This window comes from Chelatococcus sp. KU-N122, assembly GCF_055391085.1.
This window is the reverse complement of the sequence record NZ_AP043981.1, coordinates 2,182,472-2,198,945: the sequence shown is the minus strand read 5'-3', so window position 1 is coordinate 2,198,945 and position 16,474 is coordinate 2,182,472. Positions and strand designations below refer to the sequence as shown.

The window sequence follows — 16,474 nt, the reverse complement described above, 5'->3', positions numbered from 1 at the left end:
ATTCGCCCGAGACCGGGGCACGCCGCCAGATCACAGGAAGAAGCCCATGCAATTGACCCCGCGCGAGAAGGACAAGCTGCTGGTGTCGGTGGCGGCCATGGTCGCCAGCAATCGGCTGCAGCGGGGCGTCAAGCTCAACTACCCGGAGGCGATCGCGCTGATCACCGACTTCGTCGTCGAAGGCGCCCGCGACGGCCGCTCCGTCGCCGAGCTGATGGCAGCCGGCGCCCGCGTGCTCACCGCCGACCAGGTGATGGAGGGCATCGCCGAGATGATCCACGACGTGCAGGTGGAGGCGACCTTCCCGGACGGCACCAAGCTCGTCACCGTGCATCACCCGATCCGCGGCAGCGCCGGCGCCGACATTCCCGGCGCGGTGGAGACGCAGCCCGGCGACATCGAGCTCAACGCCGGCCGCGAGACGATAACGCTCACCGTCGCCAACACCGGCGACCGGCCGATCCAGGTGGGCTCGCACTACCACTTCTACGAGACCAATGCGGCGCTCGCCTTCGAACGCGACAAGGCCCGCGGCATGCGCCTCGACATCGCCGCCGGCACCGCCGTGCGCTTCGAGCCCGGCCAGAGCCGCGAGGTGACCCTCGTCGCCCTCGCCGGCAAGCGCGAGATCTACGGCTTCCGCCAGCAGGTCATGGGACCGCTGTAGTGATGGCGAGCTTGGCAGGTTCTGAAAGGTTGAGGCGGTTGGACCACCCCCCACCCCTACCCCTCCCCGCCACGGCTTCGCCCATGCAAGTCGGGCAAGCCCGACTTGCACAACCAGCAACTGAGGATCTCGGGCAAGCCAGAGATCCTCTTGGGGAGGGAGGTGCCCAGGCTTGCCAAGCGAAGAGCGTGAACGAAGGACACCTAAGCCTGACAGCGAAGCTCCTCCCTCCCCCCACGAAGTGGCGGGGAGGGGTAGGGGTGGGGGGTGGTCCCACCGCCTCAACGGCAACAGAAGAGGCCGAGTGCAGCCGCCGCTGCAAATCGCTCGGAGGCGCCGGCCAACTACTCCTCGAGTTCCGGCAGGGCGAGCCCCTCGACCGACCACGTCGTGCCGATGAGGTCGCGGGCCGCCTCCACCCGCGGCTCGGACATGGCCGCGGCCGACAGGAAGCCCATCAGGCTCTGGCGCGTATTCTTGCCGTCGAGAGCGTTGAAGACCACCGCCGCCAGGCGCTTGTCGAACGTCTTGAAGGCCAGCGCCGCAAAATCCTTGCGCGGCAGCTCCCGCTGCGCCGCGACGAAATCGTCGATACGGCGGACGTGGTTGGTGACGTTGCGGTCGACGGCCGCCTGGTAGGCCCGCACGCGCGCCGCCAGGTCCTGGGAGAGGATCGGCACCACATCGTCGACGGCGCCGCGCGTCACCCAGGCCAGCACGTTCTTCTCATAGCGGATGCCAGCGAGCGCCTGGTGCCGCAGCACGTAGCCCTCGGTCTTCAGCTTGAGCCGGTGGCCGCTGTCGAAGCAGAGCACGTAGCCCTCGATGCCAGCGAGCTTACGCGACTCGGCGAAGAAGCTCTTGAAGTCCTCGACGCGGCCGCGCTCGGCGACCAACCGGACGCCGAAGCGGGTCGCAAGCCGCGCGAGCTCGCTCCGCGGCACATAGGCACCGGAGACCATCGCACGGGCGCCGAGCAGCGTCAGCGCATGGCTCTCGTAGGCCACGACGATGCGGTTGTCCGGCGAGGTGAACTCGAAGATCGGCGTGATCCCGGCGGCGAGCAGGAAGCGGCTGAGGTCGAGCACGCCCGGATCGGCATGGCGCCGGGCCGTCGCCGCCTGCGGCGTCGCGCCCATACGCGTCATGAACACGAGCTCACCTCCAAGCAGCACGGGGTGCACCATCGAGCCGTCGAGCTTGTCCTGAATGGCGTGCGGAGCGGACCAATCGACCGCCTCCATGCGCTCCCGCTCACCGAGGTTGAAGAACTTGTGGAACGGGCGGCCGATGATCCGGCCATCGCGATCGAACTTCAGGCCTCGGCACTCGAGCGATACGGGCGAGGTGAACGTCTCATCGGCCGTGAACACGTAGTCGATGACCGTATGGTCGTCGCGTCGCGACACGACGAAGCCGTGCTCGAACGAAATGTGGGGCTCGACGTCCGCAATCGACTCGATCTTCACGAAATCCATGACACGTCGCCTGCTGGCGCCTCCTCAATGGTTGCGCAGAAGGGCGGCTACAAGCGCCAATATAAGTTGGACGTCAAGAGCGTAGGCGCTGCCTTTCGCAGCATGCGTCGTCCCTAGGCTCGTATTCCAGGAACCCCGCCCATGCCCGCACGCATTCCCCGCCTTGCCTATGCGCACATGTTCGGGCCCACGGTCGGCGACAAGGTGCGCCTGGCCGACACCGCCCTCACCATCGAGGTGGAGAAGGACTTCACCATCTACGGCGAGGAGGTGAAGTTCGGCGGCGGCAAGGTCATCCGCGACGGCATGGGCCAGAGCCAGGTCAGCCGCCACGCGGGGGCGGTCGACACCGTCATCACCAACGCGCTGATCGTCGATCACTGGGGCATCGTCAAAGCCGACGTCGGCCTGCGCGGCGGCCGCATCGCGGCGATCGGCAAGGCCGGCAACCCGGACATCCAGCCGGGCGTCACCATCGTCATCGGCCCGGGCACCGAGGTGATCGCCGGCGAGGGCAAGATCCTCACCGCCGGCGGCTTCGACTGCCACATCCACTTCATCTGCCCGCAGCAGGTGGACGACGCGCTGATGTCGGGCGTGACGACGCTGCTCGGCGGCGGCACGGGGCCGGCCGACGGCACCAAGGCCACCACCTGCACGCCGGGGCCGTGGCACGTGGAGCAGATGATCCGCGCCGTCGACGGCCTGCCGGTCAACATCGGCATCTCCGGCAAGGGCAACGCCTCCCAGCCCGGGGCGCTGGAGGAGATGGTGGAAGCCGGCGTCTGCTCGCTCAAGCTGCACGAGGACTGGGGCACGACGCCAGGCGCCATCGACTGCTGCCTCTCGGTCGCCGACGCGCACGACGTGCAGGTGATGATCCATACGGACACGCTGAACGAGTCGGGCTTCGTCGAGGACACGGTGGCGGCGTTCAAGGGCCGCACCATCCACGCCTTCCACACGGAGGGCGCCGGCGGCGGCCACGCGCCCGACATCATCAAGGTCGCCTCGCTGCCCAACGTGCTGCCCTCGTCCACCAACCCGACGCGGCCGTTCACGGTGAACACCATCGACGAGCACCTGGACATGCTGATGGTGTGCCATCACCTCGACGAGAGCATCGCCGAGGACCTGGCCTTCGCCGAAAGCCGCATCCGCAAGGAGACCATCGCGGCGGAGGACATCCTGCACGACATCGGCGCGCTCTCGATGATCTCCTCCGACAGCCAGGCCATGGGCCGGCTCGGCGAAGTCATCATCCGCACCTGGCAGACGGCCCACAAGATGAAGGTGCAGCGCGGCCACCTGCCGGGGGAGAGCGGCAACGACAACGCGCGGGTCAAGCGCTACATCGCCAAGTACACCATCAACCCGGCCGTCGCCCACGGCGTCTCCCGCCACATCGGCTCGGTGGAGGTCGGCAAGCTCGCCGACCTGGTGCTGTGGCAGCCCGCCTTCTTCGGCGTGAAGCCCGACATCGTGGTCAAGGGCGGCATGATCGTCGCCGCCGCCATGGGCGACCCCAACGCCTCGATCCCGACGCCGCAGCCGGTGCACTATCGCCCCATGTTCGGCGCCTTCGGCAAGGCACTCACCGCCACCAGCGTCACCTTCGTCTCGAAGTCGGCGGTCGAGCGCGGCCAGGCCGGGCGCCTGGGCGTCGAGAAGGAGCTGGTGGCGGTGGAGAACACCCGCGGCGGCATCGGCAAGGCCTCGATGATCCACAACGGCGCGACGCCCGACATCCAGGTCGACCCGGAGACCTATGCAGTGACCGCCGACGGCGAGCTGCTGGTCTGCGAGCCGGCGGCGTCGCTGCCCCTCGCCCAGCGCTACTTCCTGTTCTGACCCGGCGCGCCAGCCGGCGCCCGGCGCGCCGGTGAGCCGCCGGCGGCGTCCGGCCCTGACGCGGGGCGGCGCTTTCGGGTATATCTTCAGCGTCATGGCCGGGTCTCGTCCGGCCCCATCGTGAGTTCGGAGCCGATCGCCCATGAACCGTGCCACCGCCATCGTCCGCCGCCCGGCCGTCAAGGCCGAGCGCGTCGTCGACACGCTCACCCTCGATCACGAGGCGCGGCAGAAGCGGCGCGTCGCGCTGACCGCCGAGGGCGGGCTCGAGCTGCTCGTCGACCTGGACAAAGCGACGCTGATCGACGACGGCGACGCCCTGAAGCTGGAGGACGGGCGGCTGGTGCAGGTCAGGGCCGCCGCCGAGGACCTGCTGGAGATCCGCGCCGAGAGCCCGCTCCGGCTGCTCAAGGCGGCCTGGCACATCGGCAATCGCCATACGCCGGCGGAGATCACCGCCGAGGCGCTCTACATCGAGGCCGACCACGTGCTGGCCGAGATGGCCCGCGGCCAAGGCTGCAGCGTGACACCGGTGAAGCGGCCGTTCCGTCCCGAGCGCGGCGCCTACGAGACGGCCTGCGAGCACGATCACCATGGCCATGGCCATCACCAAAGCCACGACCATGACCACGGGCACGGCCATCATGCCCAGGGTCATGATCACGATCACGCCCATGGCAGCCACGATCACCATGGGCATGACTGCGGCTGCGGCCACGACCACCACGATCACGGGCACGACCATGCGCATGGTCATGAGCACGATCACCATGGGCACGATCACGGCCACGGCCACGGCCATCACCACGCGCACAAGTGATGGAGGCGGGCGCGCCGCTGCCGCTGCTGGTCTGGCTGTCGCCGGCCTTCCCGGTCGGCGCCTTCGCCTATTCGCATGCGCTGGAGTGGGCCCACGAGAGCGGTCAGGTCGGCGACGACGTCGATCTCGAGGCCTGGCTCGACGACCTCCTGAGCCATGGCGGGCCGCGCAACGACGCCATCCTATTGGCCGCCGCCTACCGCTCCGTCATGGTCGGCGATGAGGCGGCACTGGCAGAGGTGACCGAGCTCGCCCTGGCGCTGGCCAGCAGCCGGGAGCGGCATCTGGAGGCGGCGACCCAGGGCGCGGCGTTCCTGGCGGCCTGCCGCAAGGCCTGGCCGGCGCCGGCGCTCGACGCCATCGCCGAGCGGCACGGCGAGATCACCCATGCGGTGGCGGTCGGGGCCGCCGCCGCCGCCCACGCCCAGCCGCTGCGGCCGACGCTCGAAGCCTTCCTGCTCGCCTTCGCCGCCAACCTGGTCTCGGCAGCGCTGCGGCTCGGCATCACCGGCCAGACGGCGGGCCAGCGGGTCACGGCGGCGCTGCTGCCGCGCATCGTCGAGGTCGCGGCCGCAGCCGGCACGAGCACGCTCGACGATCTCGGCGGCGCCGCCTTCCGCTCCGATATCGGCGCGCTCAGGCACGAGACCCAGTACACGAGGTTGTTCCGCTCATGAGCCAGCCCGCGTCGCCCAAGCCTTCATGGCCCAAGCCCTCGTCGCCCAAGCCCTCGTCGCCTCATGGCCCGCTGCGCGTCGGCATCGGCGGCCCCGTCGGCTCCGGCAAGACGGCGCTGATGGAAGCGCTGTGCAAGGCGATGCGCGACGATTTCGACATCGCCGCCATCACCAACGACATCTACACGCGCGAGGATGCGGAGATCCTCACCCGCGTCGGCGCGCTGCCGCCGGAGCGGATCATGGGGGTGGAGACCGGAGGCTGTCCGCACACGGCGATCCGCGAGGATTGCTCGCTCAACCTCGCCGCCGTCGACGCCATGGTCGCCCGCTTTCCCGCCCTCGACCTGGTGCTGGTGGAGTCGGGCGGCGACAACCTCGCGGCCACCTTCTCGCCCGAGCTCGCCGACCTCACCATCTACGTCATCGACGTTTCGGCCGGCGAAAAGATCCCGCGCAAGGGCGGTCCGGGCATCACCCGCTCCGACCTGCTGGTCATCAACAAGATCGACCTGGCGCCCTATGTGGGCGCGAGCCTCGAGGTGATGGACCGCGACGCCCGGCGCATGCGCGGCACCCGGCCGTTCGTCTTCACCAACATCAAGGCCGGCGACGGCGTGGCTGATGTCGTCGCCTTCGTCATGCGGGCCGGCGGCCTGGAGCGTCGCCCGGCGCCGGCTGCGCTCGCCGAGCGGACATGACGGATCGCGCTCGCACGATCCTTGCTTGCCGGCGTGCCGTGCCGTCGCACCGCCCGGCGCGTTGCATCCCTCAGACCTCGTTCGACATCCTGTCCTTCCGGAGACGCCCATGACACGGTTTCGCGGTCCTTCCTTCGGCTCCGGCGCGATCGCCGCGGCCATGATGCTCGCGGCCTGCGGGCCGGCGCTGGCCCACACCGGCGTCGGCGGCGTCCACAGCTTCACGGCGGGCCTCGGCCATCCCATGGGCGGTATCGACCACATCCTGGCCATGGTGGCGGTCGGCCTATGGGCCGGCCTGGTCGGCGGCCGGGCGCTCTGGGCCTACCCGCTCGTCTTCATGGGCTTCATGGTCGTCGGCGGCCTGGTCGGCTTCGCCGGGCTGCCGCTGCCGGCCGTCGAGGTCGCCATCGCTCTGTCGGTGATCGTGCTCGGCGGCTGCGTCGCGGCCCGCGCCACGCTGCCGGTGGCGCTCGGCGCGGCGCTGTGCGCCGTCTTCGCCGTGTTCCACGGCTATGCGCACGGGGCCGAGATGCATGCCGACCACGGCGCCGTCGGCTATGCCGCGGGCTTCGTCATCGCCACCGGCATCCTGCACCTGGTCGGCATCGGCATCGGCCTGCTGATCGCCCGCATGCCTATCCTGCTGACGCGGGCGGCCGGGGCCGCCGTCGCGGTCGCCGGCGTCGCCCTGCTCATCGGCTGAGCACACCGCCGGCAGCATCGGTGCAGAGCGCGCAGCGGCGGATGCGGCGCGCTCGACGCATGGCGCGGGCCGGCGCCATGCGCAGCCGTGCGCCCGCCTCGATCCGAAAGGGGTGTTCACCCCGCCGGAACATGTTCTAAGAACGCCCCATACCCGCCGCGCGGCCCCGGTGCGTGCGGCGGCGGCGCGTGCTGCTTCCGAACGCCGAAGCTTTGAGCGCAATCCCGGACCCATGTGGCTCCGGGACAAGGAGAGCGGCCGTCAGGCCGCCTGCATAGGAGGAACGAGATTGGCCACGAGCCTCGCCACCAGGTCCGCGCCCCCGGCGCCCGCCGCGATCTCCAAGCTGCTCATCGCCAACCGCGGTGAGATCGCCATCCGGATCGCCCGGGCGGCGGGCGAGCTGCACATCCCCACCGTGGCCGTCTATACGGCCGACGACGAGCTGTCCCTGCACACCCGCAAGGCTGACGAGGCGCATGCGCTCGCCGGCCGCGGCGCGCGCGGCTATCTCGACGTGGCGGCGATCATCGCGGCGGCCAAGGCCACCGGCTGCGACGGGCTCCACCCCGGCTACGGCTTCCTGAGCGAGAACGTGGCGCTGGCCCAGGCCTGCGCCGACAACGGCATCGTCTTCGTCGGCCCCACCCCCACGGCGCTCGGCCTGTTCGGCGACAAGACGGCGGCCCGCGAGCTGGCGCAGAAGGTCGGCGTGCCCGTCATCCCCGGCACCACCGGCGCCACCAGCCTGGAGGAGGCGACCGCCTTCTTCGACGGCCTCGGCGACGGCGCCGCCGTCATGATCAAGGCGGTGGCCGGCGGCGGCGGCCGCGGCATGCGGCCGGTGACCGCGCGGGACGAGCTGGCCGAGGCCTACGCCCGCTGCTGCTCCGAGGCGAAGGCGGCGTTCGGCGACGACGCCGTCTACGTCGAGCGGCTGATGCGCAACGCGCGCCACATCGAGGTGCAGATCATCGGCGACCGCGCCGGCAACATCAGCCATCTCTACGAGCGTGAGTGCACCATCCAGCGGCGCAACCAGAAGATCGTCGAGGTGGCGCCGAGCCCGGCGCTGACGCCGGCGCTGCGCGACCGCATCACGCTGGCGGCCCGTGAGCTCGCGGCGGCCGCGCACTACGACAACCTCGGCACCTTCGAGTTCCTGCTCGACGCGGCCCCGGGCGACGGCGAGCCGTTCTTCGCCTTCATCGAGGCCAACCCGCGCCTCCAGGTGGAGCACACGGTGACCGAGGAGGTCCTCGGCATCGACCTCGTCCAGGCGCAGATCCAGATCGCCGCCGGCCGCTCGCTCGCCGACCTCGGCCTGCTGCAGTCGGACATTCCGCAGCCGCGCGGCTATGCCGTCCAGCTCCGCATCAACATGGAGGCGATGGACGAGAAGGGCCTGGTCAAGCCCCAGGGCGGCACGCTCGCCGTGTTCGAGCCGCCGTCCGGCCCCGGGCTTCGGGTCGATACCTTCGGCTACGCCGGCTACCGCACCAGCGCCGCCTTCGATTCGCTCCTCGCCAAGCTGATCGTCCACTCCGGCTCGCCGCGCTTCACCGACGCCGTGGCCAAGGCCTATCGTGCCGCCTGCGAGTTCCGCATCGAGGGCGTCGGCACCAACCTGCCGTTCCTCAAGGCGCTGCTGCAGCATCCGGCCGTCGCCGCCAACGCGGTCACCACCCGCTTCGTCGAGGAGCACGTGGCGGAGCTGGTCCGCGCCGGCCGTGACGGCCACCGCCAGCTGTTCTTCGCGCCGGAGGCGGCGGCCGATGCCGCCACGGCGAACAACGAGCGGCCCGCGGCCCCGCCGGGGACGGAGCCGGTCCCGGCGCCGATGCAGGGCACCATCGTCTCCATCGACGTCGCCATCGGCGACCTGGTGCGGCCGGGCCAGCAGGTGGCGGTGCTCGAAGCCATGAAAATGGAGCACCTGATCACCGCCGGCCGCGGCGGCGTCGTCCGCGGCCTGGCAGCCGCCAAGGGCGACACCCTGATGAGCGGCGAGAGCATCCTGTTCGTCGAGCCGGCCGAGGTGGAGGGTCACGCTGCCGATGCGGCCGAGGCGGCCGATCTCGACGCCATCCGCCCGGACCTCGCCCACGTGCTGGCGCGCCAGGCCAACCTCGTCGACGCCAATCGCCCGCAGTCGGTCGAGCGCCGCCGCAAGACCAACCAGCGCACCACCCGCGAGAACATCGAGCAGCTCGTCGATCCCGGCAGCTTCATGGAGTACGGCGGCCTGGCCATCGCCGCCCAGTCCCGCCGGCGCAGCCTCGACGATCTCATCGTCAACACGCCGGCGGACGGGCTGATCGTCGGCACCGCCGCGATCAACGGCACGCTGGTCCCGCCCGAGCGGGCGCGCACCATGGTCATGGCCTATGACTACACGGTGCTGGCCGGCACCCAGGGCAAGCGCAACCACAAGAAGCTCGACCGCGCGCTGCACCTGGCGCAGCAATGGGAGCTGCCGGTGGTGCTCTATGCGGAGGGCGGCGGTGGCCGCCCCGGCGACACCGACGGCGCCGGGCTGACCGGCCTCGACACCACCAGCTTCGTGGAGTTCGCACGGCTCTCGGGCAAGGTGCCGATCGTCGGCGTGGTGTCGGGCTATTGCTTTGCCGGCAACGCAGCCCTGCTCGGCTGCTGCGACGTGATCATCGCCACCCGGAACTCGTCGATCGGCATGGGCGGCCCGGCGATGATCGAGGGCGGCGGGCTCGGCGTCTACCATCCGGCCGAGGTTGGGCCGGTCTCGACCCAGGTGCCGAACGGGGTGATCGACGTCCTGGTCGAGGACGAGATCGAGGCCACCGAGGTGGCGCGCAAGTACCTGTCCTATTTCCAGGGCCCGATCGCCGAATGGGAGGCGGCCGACCAGCGCCTGCTGCGCCGGGTGATCCCCGAGAACCGCCTGCGCGTCTATGAGGTGCGCGACGTGATCGAGCTCGTCGCCGACACCGGCTCGGTGCTCGAGCTCCGACCCGAGTTCGGCGTCGGCATCGTCACCGCCTTCATCCGCATCGAGGGCAAGCCGTTCGGCCTCATCGCCAACAATCCCAAGCACCTGGGCGGCGCCATCGACGCGCCGGCCGGCGACAAGGCAGCGCGCTTCATCCAGCTCTGCGACGCCTTCGACCTGCCGATCGTCTCGCTCTGCGACACGCCCGGCTTCATGGTGGGGCCGGAGGCGGAGAAGACCGGGGTCGTGCGCCACGTCTGCCGCATGTTCCTGGCCGGCGCCAACGCCACCGTGCCGGTGTTCACCGTGGTGCTGCGCAAGGGCTATGGCCTCGGCGCCCAGGGCATGGCGGCCGGCGGCTTCCAGGCGCCGTTCTTCACCATCGCCTGGCCCACCGGCGAGTTCGGCGGCATGGGCCTCGAAGGCTACGTGCGGCTGGGCTACCGCAAGGAGATGGAGGCGATCGACGACCCCAACGAGCGGCAGGCCTACTACGAGATGATGGTGGCCAGGAAGTACGAGGAGGGCAAGGCGACCTCGGTCGCCTCGGTGCTGGAGATCGACAACGTCATCGACCCGGCCGAGACGCGCAGCTGGCTGCTGCGCGGCCTGGCGTCGACCCCCGCGCCCAAGCCCACCCCCGGCGGCAAGCGCGCCTACGTCGACGCGTTTTAGATTTGGAGCAACGTCGCGGATCGTGCCCGGGACGAGCGTGCGCTCCAAACGTCGCCTCGGGCCCCTTTTGTCACGGCGATGGCGACCGCCTCGAGATCGTCGCCGGGCTCACGTCCGGTAGAACGCGGCCTAGAGCATTTCTCTGCGATTGGATGAGACCATCCAATCGCAGAGCGCTCCAGCCCCGCGGGGAAGCGCCCCCCGAAATCTTCCCTTCTTATGCGACTTGATTAGAATATAATCACTCCGATTTAGAGTGATTGCGATGACTGACACAAAGGTCTTGACCGCGCATGTCCCCCGCGCCCTCGCCGAGAAGGTGGACGCAATGGCCGCGCGGCTCGAACGCTCCCGCGGCTGGGTGATGAAGCAGGCGCTCGCCGCCTGGGTCGATCAGGAGGAGGAGCGTCACCGCATGACGCTCGAAGCGCTGGATGACGTGGACGCCGGCCGCGTGATCGACCACCAGGCCGTGCAGGCCTGGGCGGATAGCCTCGGCACCGACAAGCCGCTGCCGCCACCCGCGGCATGAGAGTCAAGTGGACCGGCAAGGCGTCTTCCGATCTCGTCAGGTTGCACGAGCATCTGCGCCCCATCGCTCCGGATGCGGCCGCGCGGATCGTGCAGCAGCTCGCACGCGCGCCCGATCGGCTGCGCGACTATCCGCGCATCGGCGAGAAGCTCGACGCCTATGCACCGCGCGAGGTCAGGCGGATCGTCGTCGGCAACTACGAGCTGCGCTACGAGATTGCGGACGCCACCATCTTCGTCCTGCGCCTCTGGCACTCCCGGGAAAATCGCAGCTTCGCGTCGGACGACTGACGATGAAGCTGGCCGTCGTCGATCGTATAGCGGCTCATTGTCGGCGAGCGCATGCCAGCGTCGAGAGTTGGGCCGCCGGCCCCTCCCGCGGCGCCCTCACCGCCCCTTGAAGCGAGGCGGGCGGCGCTCCAGGAAGGCGGCGACGCCTTCGCGGTGGTCCTCCGTCAGGCTGGCGAGGGCGAACTGGTCCACGTCCATGTGGCTCGCCAGGTCGTCGAGCGCGTGCGCGACGCGGTCGACGGTCCGTTTGGTCATGCTGACCGACAGCGGCGGCAGGACCGCGATGCGCTCGGCCATGGCCATCGCCGCGGCGAACGTATCGCCGTCGGGCACCACCTCCTCGACCAGGCCCCAGGCCAGTGCCGTGCCGGCCGCGATGCGGTCGTTGGCCAGGATCACCGCCTGCTTGGTGCGGGCCGGGCCGACGAGCTGGACCAGGCGGGGAATGGTCTGCCAGCTCATGTTCATGCCGAGCGCGATCTCCGGCACGCGCATGTGGGCGCCCGCCGCCATGATGCGGAAGTCGAGCGCCACGGCCAGGGCCACGCCGCCGCCGAGACAGAAGCCCTCGATGGCGGCGATGGTCACCTGCTCCATGTCCTCCCACGCCTTGGTCAGCCGCGGCCCGAGCCGGAGGTGCCGGCGCAGCGCGCCGAGATCCATGTCGCGGCGGGACCGGCCTTCGGGGTCCTTCAGGTCGAACCCGGCGCTGAAGGCCCGGTCGGCGCCGGCGAGAACGACCACCGAGGTCGCGGCGTCGTCCTCGAAGCTGCGCGCCGCGTCGGTCAGCCGGCGCAGAGCCTCCGGCGACAGCGCGTTGATGCCGTCGCCCCGGTCGAACCGAACCACGGCGATCCGGCCTTCGGGGCCGAGCCCCTTCTCGATGCTGATCATGAGCGCCCTCCCGCATTGTTGCAGCCAGGTTAGACCGCTTCCCGTCCAGGCGGAATCAGCCACCCGCCGCGCCGTGGCCGGAGTGCCGCACGGCGGGGGGACTCGCCCAATCGCGCAGACGCGCCCCGGATCAAAAATGCTCTGGAGCGCTACTGGCCCAGCACCATGGCGCCGACGCCGTTGGCATTGGCTGCCCGCGCCAGCCGGCCGTCGCGCTTGACGTCCTCGACGAAGCCGTTGACGCGGGCAAACCACTGCGGGCTTCCCTTGGCGACGGCATAGGCGTAGTCGCCGACGCCCACCGGCTGGGGCGGCTCGATGATCTTCGCCCAGTCGTGCTGGAACCGCATGTTCTGGGCGTAGGCATAGTCGGTCACGAAGGCGTCGACCCGGCCGGCCAGTAACTCGTCCTCGCGCTTGAACGGCGGCTTCACCGCGACGAGCTGCGCGGCCTTGAGCCAGTCGCGCATGAAGCCCTCCAGATAGGTCCCGCTCTGAACTGCGATGGCCCGGCCCGGCAGGTCGAGATCCTGCCAGTTCCTGATCAGCCGGTTGTCGGCGGTGGTGACCGCATACAGCCCCGAGCGCAGGTGCGGCGAGGTGAAGTCGACGTAGTTGCGGCGATCGCCGTTGAGCCGGATGCCGAACATGGCGATGTCGCAGCGATCGGCTGCCAGGTCGTCGACGAAGGTGGCGAAAGTGGTGTTGACGAAGTCGACCTGAACCCCGAGCTCGCGGGCGAGCTCCCGCGCCATCTCGACGTCGACACCGGACAGCTTGCCGTCGCGCGGATTGCGAAAGCTGATGGCGTAGTAGTCCGGCCAGATGCAGGCGCGAAAGCGGCCCGCCTTGAGGATGGCGCCCAGCCGGTCGTCGGCGGCGGTGCTCGTCCCGCCCACGGTCAGGACGCTGGCCAGCACAGCCGCGGCCAGCAAGGCGATAGGCCGGAGCGCACGCACCATCGAATTCCCGGGAATAGGTGGACCAACCTGTGCCATGGACGTTAAACTAGCCTGTTTGTCGGAAAGATGTCTCGGCCCTGTGCCCGGACAGCCCCGGATGCCCGCGGCAGGTGCGCCGCGAGTCCGCGCCGGCGCAATGAGGGCGAGCGATGCAGACAGGCGTCGACGGACTGCGCCAGGCTCGCCCCCTGCGCGCCGTCATCGCTGCGTTCCTGATCGTCTCGCTCGCGCTCGTGCTGTTGTTCGTGGTGTTCGCCGGATCGACCTACGACCGCGCCATCCACCAGGCCGAGGGGCTGGCCGCCACGCTCGCCCGCCTCGTGGACGACCATACCGACCGCTTCCTGCAAACCACCGAGAGCCGCCTGGAGACGTTCGTCGCCCTGTTCACCACCCTGCCGGAGGAACAGGCGATCGCCCAGATCAAGGAGAGCCTGCGCGGCGACCCCGAGTTCCGCGGCGTGGCCCTGGTCGATGCGCTCGGCATCGTCCGCAGCAGCACGATCGAAAGCGATGTCGGCGCCTCGATCTCCGAGCTCGACGTGTTCCGCGCGCAGCTCGCGCCGGGCAGCGGCAAGCCCTTCATCGGCGCCCCCGTACCACGGCGGTCCTTTGCCGCGGCGCCCCTGGAGGGGGTCGAGTTCCTGCCCGTCTCCGTGAGGACGATGACGCACGCGGATCAGCTGCAGTGGGTGGTGATCGCCATGGTCAATCCGCCGGTGCTGAGCCGGCTGTACCGGCCGATCGTCGACAGCCGCGACGCCTCGGTGCGGGTCATGCGGCACGACGGGACGGTGTTGATCCAGGCCGACGACGACGTGGCGCTGGCGACCGGGGTGAGCCCGCAGGAGCCGATCTTCACCCGCTACCTGCCCAAGATCGAGACCGGGACCTACATCTGGACCAACCCGACGACCGGGGCAAAGGAGATCGTCAGCTTCCGCACCACGCGCAGCTGGCCGGTGGTCGTCGCCGTGAGCCTCGGCGTCGGCGTCATCGCCGCCAGCTGGCGCGACGACATGATCCGCATGGGCTTCGTCGGGCTCGGCGCGCTCGCCCTGGTGATCGGCGCGGTGATCCTGGTGGCGCGCCAGTTCGCCATCGTGCAGCGCCAGGAAGCGGCGCTCGAGAAGCAGCGGGCACTGCTGCAAGGCACGTTCGACCACATGACCGAGGGCCTCGTCGTGGTCGACAAGGATGGGCACGTGCTCGCCTGCAACAAGCGCTTCCAGGATCGCTTCGGAGCGCTGATGCCGCTCGACGGGGCCAAGGTCGCGGATTTCATGACGCGGCTGCTGGAGAAGCGCATCGGCGCCGACCAGCGCCGCCGGGAGCAGGCGCTGGCCAATTGGGAGAAGCTGCGGAACGAGGCCGCGACGGTCGTGCAGTTCGACGCCTATGACGGACGGCGGCTCGAGGTGCGCACCTCGCCCATGCCCGATGCGGGCCGGCTGGCACTGATCGCCGACGTCACCCAGCAGCATACGGACGAGCTCGCGCTGCGCCGCGCCAATGCGGAGATGAGGGTGGCGCAGGAGGCGGCCGAGGAGGCCAACCGGTCGAAGTCCGAGTTCCTGGCCATGGTCAGCCACGAGATCCGCACGCCGATGAACGCGGTCATCGGCCTGTCCAACCTGCTGCTCGACACGCCGCTCGAGGCCGAGCAGCACAAGTTCGCCGAGGGCATCAACGAATCCGCCGACCGGCTGCTCGGGCTGATCAACGGCATCCTCGATTTCTCCCGCCTGGAGGCGGGCCGGCTGTCGCTGGAGCGCACGTCGTTCGACATCCGCGCCATGCTCGAGAGCCTCAAGGAGACGGCGCGGGTGCTGGCCGGGCAGAAGCCGCTGGCGATCGAGATGGTCGTCGACGACGACGTGCCGGGTGCGATGAGCGGGGACGCGAGCCGGCTGCATCAGGTGCTGACCAACCTCATCAGCAATGCGGTGAAGTTCACCGAGGCCGGGCACGTGCGCACCCACGTCAGCCGCCAGTCCGACGCCATGCACCCGGATCGCATCCGCATCGAGGTGAGCGATACCGGCCCGGGCATCGCCGTTGCCGCGCAGGACCGGCTGTTCTCGCCGTTCGAGCAGGGCTCGGCCGCGGTCACCACGCGGTTCGGCGGCTCGGGCCTGGGCCTCGCCATCTGCAAGAAGCTGATCGAGCTGATGGGCGGCCGCATCTTCGTCGTGAGCGCGCCGGGCGCCGGCGCCACGTTCGTCGTGCTGGTCGATCTGCCCGAAGCCGCCCTGCCGGTCCAGCCGCCGCCGCCCGCCACTGCCACCGCGCGCGCTGCCCCGGCGCGCAAGCTGCGCGTCCTGGTGGCGGAGGATACCCCGACCAGCCAGCTGGTGATCAAGACGATGCTGGAGCGGCGCGGCCACCGCGTGCAGGTGGTGTCGGACGGCGCCGAGGCGGTCGCCGCGGTCACCGACGCGCGCGGCGCCTTCGATCTCGTCCTGATGGACATGCAGATGCCGGAGATGGACGGTCTGGAGGCGACGCGGCGGATCCGCGCCATGGCGCCGCCCGCCGGCGCCCTGCCGATCTACGCGTTGACCGCACAGGCCCTTCCGCACGACCGGGTGGTGGCGACGCAGATCGGCATGACCGGCTACCTGACCAAGCCCGTCGTTCCCACGGAGCTCGATGCCATGCTCGCCAGCTTCACCACGAGGGCCGCCGCCGATCGCGGTGCGGACACCGAGGCCGCCGCGGCGGCCGATATCGACGAGGCGGCGCTGGGCACCCTGCGCGAGGACGTCGGCGACGAGATCTTCCTGCGGCTGGTGTCGAATGCGGTCGTGCAGGTGCGCCAGATGCTCCCCGCCCTGGCAGGCGAGCCCGAGCAGCGGCGCAAGCGCGCCCATGCCCTGGCCGGCCTGCTCGCGCAGTTCGGGCTGGCCGCCGCCGCGGCCGCGGCGCGCGCCATCGAGCAGGATCCCGCCGGCCCGGAGGCGGAGGCGACGGTGGAGCGGCTGCGCGCCAGCGCGGAACGCGGTATGGCGGAGCTGGAACGGCGGCTGCAAACGGCACCGGCGGATGCCGCGGCCACCTGACGCCGGAGCACGAATCGGGGGCGCGAAGCGCTCCAGGGCGCCCGGGAGGGGGCGCGGCGTGGGCTCGCCACGACGCGCCGCCGACGGGCGCATCACGTAAGCTGTATAGCGTCGGCATGATCGTGCGCCGCACCGCCCATGGACAGGCGCTTCAAACGCGCGTTCGATGGCGGAGAGCGTTCGCGTCGTGA

13 protein-coding genes are annotated in these 16,474 nt (G+C 70.3%); 10 read left to right on the top strand and 3 right to left on the bottom strand.

Features of this window, described 5'->3' with window-relative positions; translation table 11 throughout:
- The first annotated feature begins 46 nt into the window (after positions 1-46).
- On the top strand, positions 47-667 hold the full coding sequence (locus ACZ5PO_RS09790; protein ID WP_464192778.1) for an urease subunit gamma: 621 nt from the start codon (positions 47-49) through the stop codon (positions 665-667).
- A 344-nt stretch (positions 668-1,011) separates the two neighbouring features.
- On the opposite strand, the gene ACZ5PO_RS09785 is transcribed toward ACZ5PO_RS09790, so the two are convergent.
- A complete protein-coding gene (locus ACZ5PO_RS09785) occupies positions 1,012-2,145 on the bottom strand; it encodes an RNA ligase (RefSeq protein ID WP_464192776.1) in 1,134 nt (377 codons plus the stop codon).
- 141 nt (positions 2,146-2,286) lie between these two features.
- Between ACZ5PO_RS09785 and ureC the strand changes: the two genes are divergently transcribed.
- The 8 genes from ureC to ACZ5PO_RS09745 all read left to right on the top strand — a co-directional run bounded on the left by ureC (position 2,287) and on the right by ACZ5PO_RS09745 (position 11,365).
- Positions 2,287-3,996 (top strand): urease subunit alpha, encoded by a 1,710-nt coding sequence (ureC, locus tag ACZ5PO_RS09780; RefSeq protein ID WP_464192774.1) that lies wholly within the window; start codon positions 2,287-2,289, stop codon positions 3,994-3,996.
- A 142-nt stretch (positions 3,997-4,138) separates the two neighbouring features.
- Positions 4,139-4,816: an urease accessory protein UreE gene (locus ACZ5PO_RS09775; protein ID WP_464192772.1), complete on the top strand. Its 678-nt coding sequence runs from the start codon at positions 4,139-4,141 to the stop codon at positions 4,814-4,816.
- Positions 4,816-5,493, top strand: a complete 678-nt coding sequence (locus tag ACZ5PO_RS09770; protein WP_464192770.1) for an urease accessory protein UreF — start codon at positions 4,816-4,818, stop codon at positions 5,491-5,493. Before ACZ5PO_RS09775 ends, ACZ5PO_RS09770 begins: the two co-directional genes overlap by 1 nt.
- Positions 5,490-6,194 (top strand): urease accessory protein UreG, encoded by a 705-nt coding sequence (ureG, locus tag ACZ5PO_RS09765; RefSeq protein WP_464192768.1) that lies wholly within the window; start codon positions 5,490-5,492, stop codon positions 6,192-6,194. Before ACZ5PO_RS09770 ends, ureG begins: the two co-directional genes overlap by 4 nt.
- Before the next feature lie 109 nt (positions 6,195-6,303).
- A complete protein-coding gene (locus tag ACZ5PO_RS09760; protein ID WP_464192766.1) occupies positions 6,304-6,900 on the top strand; it encodes a HupE/UreJ family protein in 597 nt (198 codons plus the stop codon).
- Positions 6,901-7,189: 289 nt separating this feature from the next.
- Positions 7,190-10,543: a carboxyl transferase domain-containing protein gene (locus tag ACZ5PO_RS09755; RefSeq protein ID WP_464192764.1), complete on the top strand. Its 3,354-nt coding sequence runs from the start codon at positions 7,190-7,192 to the stop codon at positions 10,541-10,543.
- Between the two features lie 265 nt (positions 10,544-10,808).
- A complete protein-coding gene (locus tag ACZ5PO_RS09750; RefSeq protein WP_464192762.1) occupies positions 10,809-11,075 on the top strand; it encodes a CopG family ribbon-helix-helix protein in 267 nt (88 codons plus the stop codon).
- Positions 11,072-11,365: a type II toxin-antitoxin system RelE/ParE family toxin gene (locus tag ACZ5PO_RS09745; protein ID WP_464192760.1), complete on the top strand. Its 294-nt coding sequence runs from the start codon at positions 11,072-11,074 to the stop codon at positions 11,363-11,365. The genes ACZ5PO_RS09750 and ACZ5PO_RS09745 overlap by 4 nt, the downstream gene beginning before the upstream one ends.
- Positions 11,366-11,461: 96 nt before the next feature.
- Here the strand turns inward: ACZ5PO_RS09745 and ACZ5PO_RS09740 are convergent, their stop codons facing one another.
- Positions 11,462-12,259 (bottom strand): enoyl-CoA hydratase/isomerase family protein, encoded by a 798-nt coding sequence (locus ACZ5PO_RS09740; RefSeq protein ID WP_464192758.1) that lies wholly within the window; start codon positions 12,257-12,259, stop codon positions 11,462-11,464.
- A 149-nt stretch (positions 12,260-12,408) separates the two neighbouring features.
- Positions 12,409-13,221, bottom strand: a complete 813-nt coding sequence (locus ACZ5PO_RS09735) for an ABC transporter substrate-binding protein (protein WP_464192756.1) — start codon at positions 13,219-13,221, stop codon at positions 12,409-12,411.
- Between the two features lie 149 nt (positions 13,222-13,370).
- Here ACZ5PO_RS09735 and ACZ5PO_RS09730 point away from each other — a divergent pair, with 149 nt between their 5' ends.
- Entirely contained in the window at positions 13,371-16,283 is a 2,913-nt protein-coding gene (locus tag ACZ5PO_RS09730) for an ATP-binding protein (RefSeq protein ID WP_464192754.1), read from the top strand.
- The last annotated feature ends 191 nt before the right edge of the window (positions 16,284-16,474 follow it).

What these genes read in the sequence shown, in the direction of transcription:
- ACZ5PO_RS09790 (WP_464192778.1), top strand. Translation starts at nt 47, where the DNA reads ATGCAATTGACCCCGCGCGAGAAGGACAAGCTGCTGGTGTCGGTGGCG.
- ACZ5PO_RS09785 (WP_464192776.1), bottom strand. Translation starts at nt 2,145, where the DNA reads ATGGATTTCGTGAAGATCGAGTCGATTGCGGACGTCGAGCCCCACATT.
- ureC (WP_464192774.1), top strand. Translation starts at nt 2,287, where the DNA reads ATGCCCGCACGCATTCCCCGCCTTGCCTATGCGCACATGTTCGGGCCC.
- ACZ5PO_RS09775 (WP_464192772.1), top strand. Translation starts at nt 4,139, where the DNA reads ATGAACCGTGCCACCGCCATCGTCCGCCGCCCGGCCGTCAAGGCCGAG.
- ACZ5PO_RS09770 (WP_464192770.1), top strand. Translation starts at nt 4,816, where the DNA reads ATGGAGGCGGGCGCGCCGCTGCCGCTGCTGGTCTGGCTGTCGCCGGCC.
- ureG (WP_464192768.1), top strand. Translation starts at nt 5,490, where the DNA reads ATGAGCCAGCCCGCGTCGCCCAAGCCTTCATGGCCCAAGCCCTCGTCG.
- ACZ5PO_RS09760 (WP_464192766.1), top strand. Translation starts at nt 6,304, where the DNA reads ATGACACGGTTTCGCGGTCCTTCCTTCGGCTCCGGCGCGATCGCCGCG.
- ACZ5PO_RS09750 (WP_464192762.1), top strand. Translation starts at nt 10,809, where the DNA reads ATGACTGACACAAAGGTCTTGACCGCGCATGTCCCCCGCGCCCTCGCC.
- ACZ5PO_RS09745 (WP_464192760.1), top strand. Translation starts at nt 11,072, where the DNA reads ATGAGAGTCAAGTGGACCGGCAAGGCGTCTTCCGATCTCGTCAGGTTG.
- ACZ5PO_RS09740 (WP_464192758.1), bottom strand. Translation starts at nt 12,259, where the DNA reads ATGATCAGCATCGAGAAGGGGCTCGGCCCCGAAGGCCGGATCGCCGTG.
- ACZ5PO_RS09735 (WP_464192756.1), bottom strand. Translation starts at nt 13,221, where the DNA reads ATGGTGCGTGCGCTCCGGCCTATCGCCTTGCTGGCCGCGGCTGTGCTG.
- ACZ5PO_RS09730 (WP_464192754.1), top strand. Translation starts at nt 13,371, where the DNA reads ATGCAGACAGGCGTCGACGGACTGCGCCAGGCTCGCCCCCTGCGCGCC.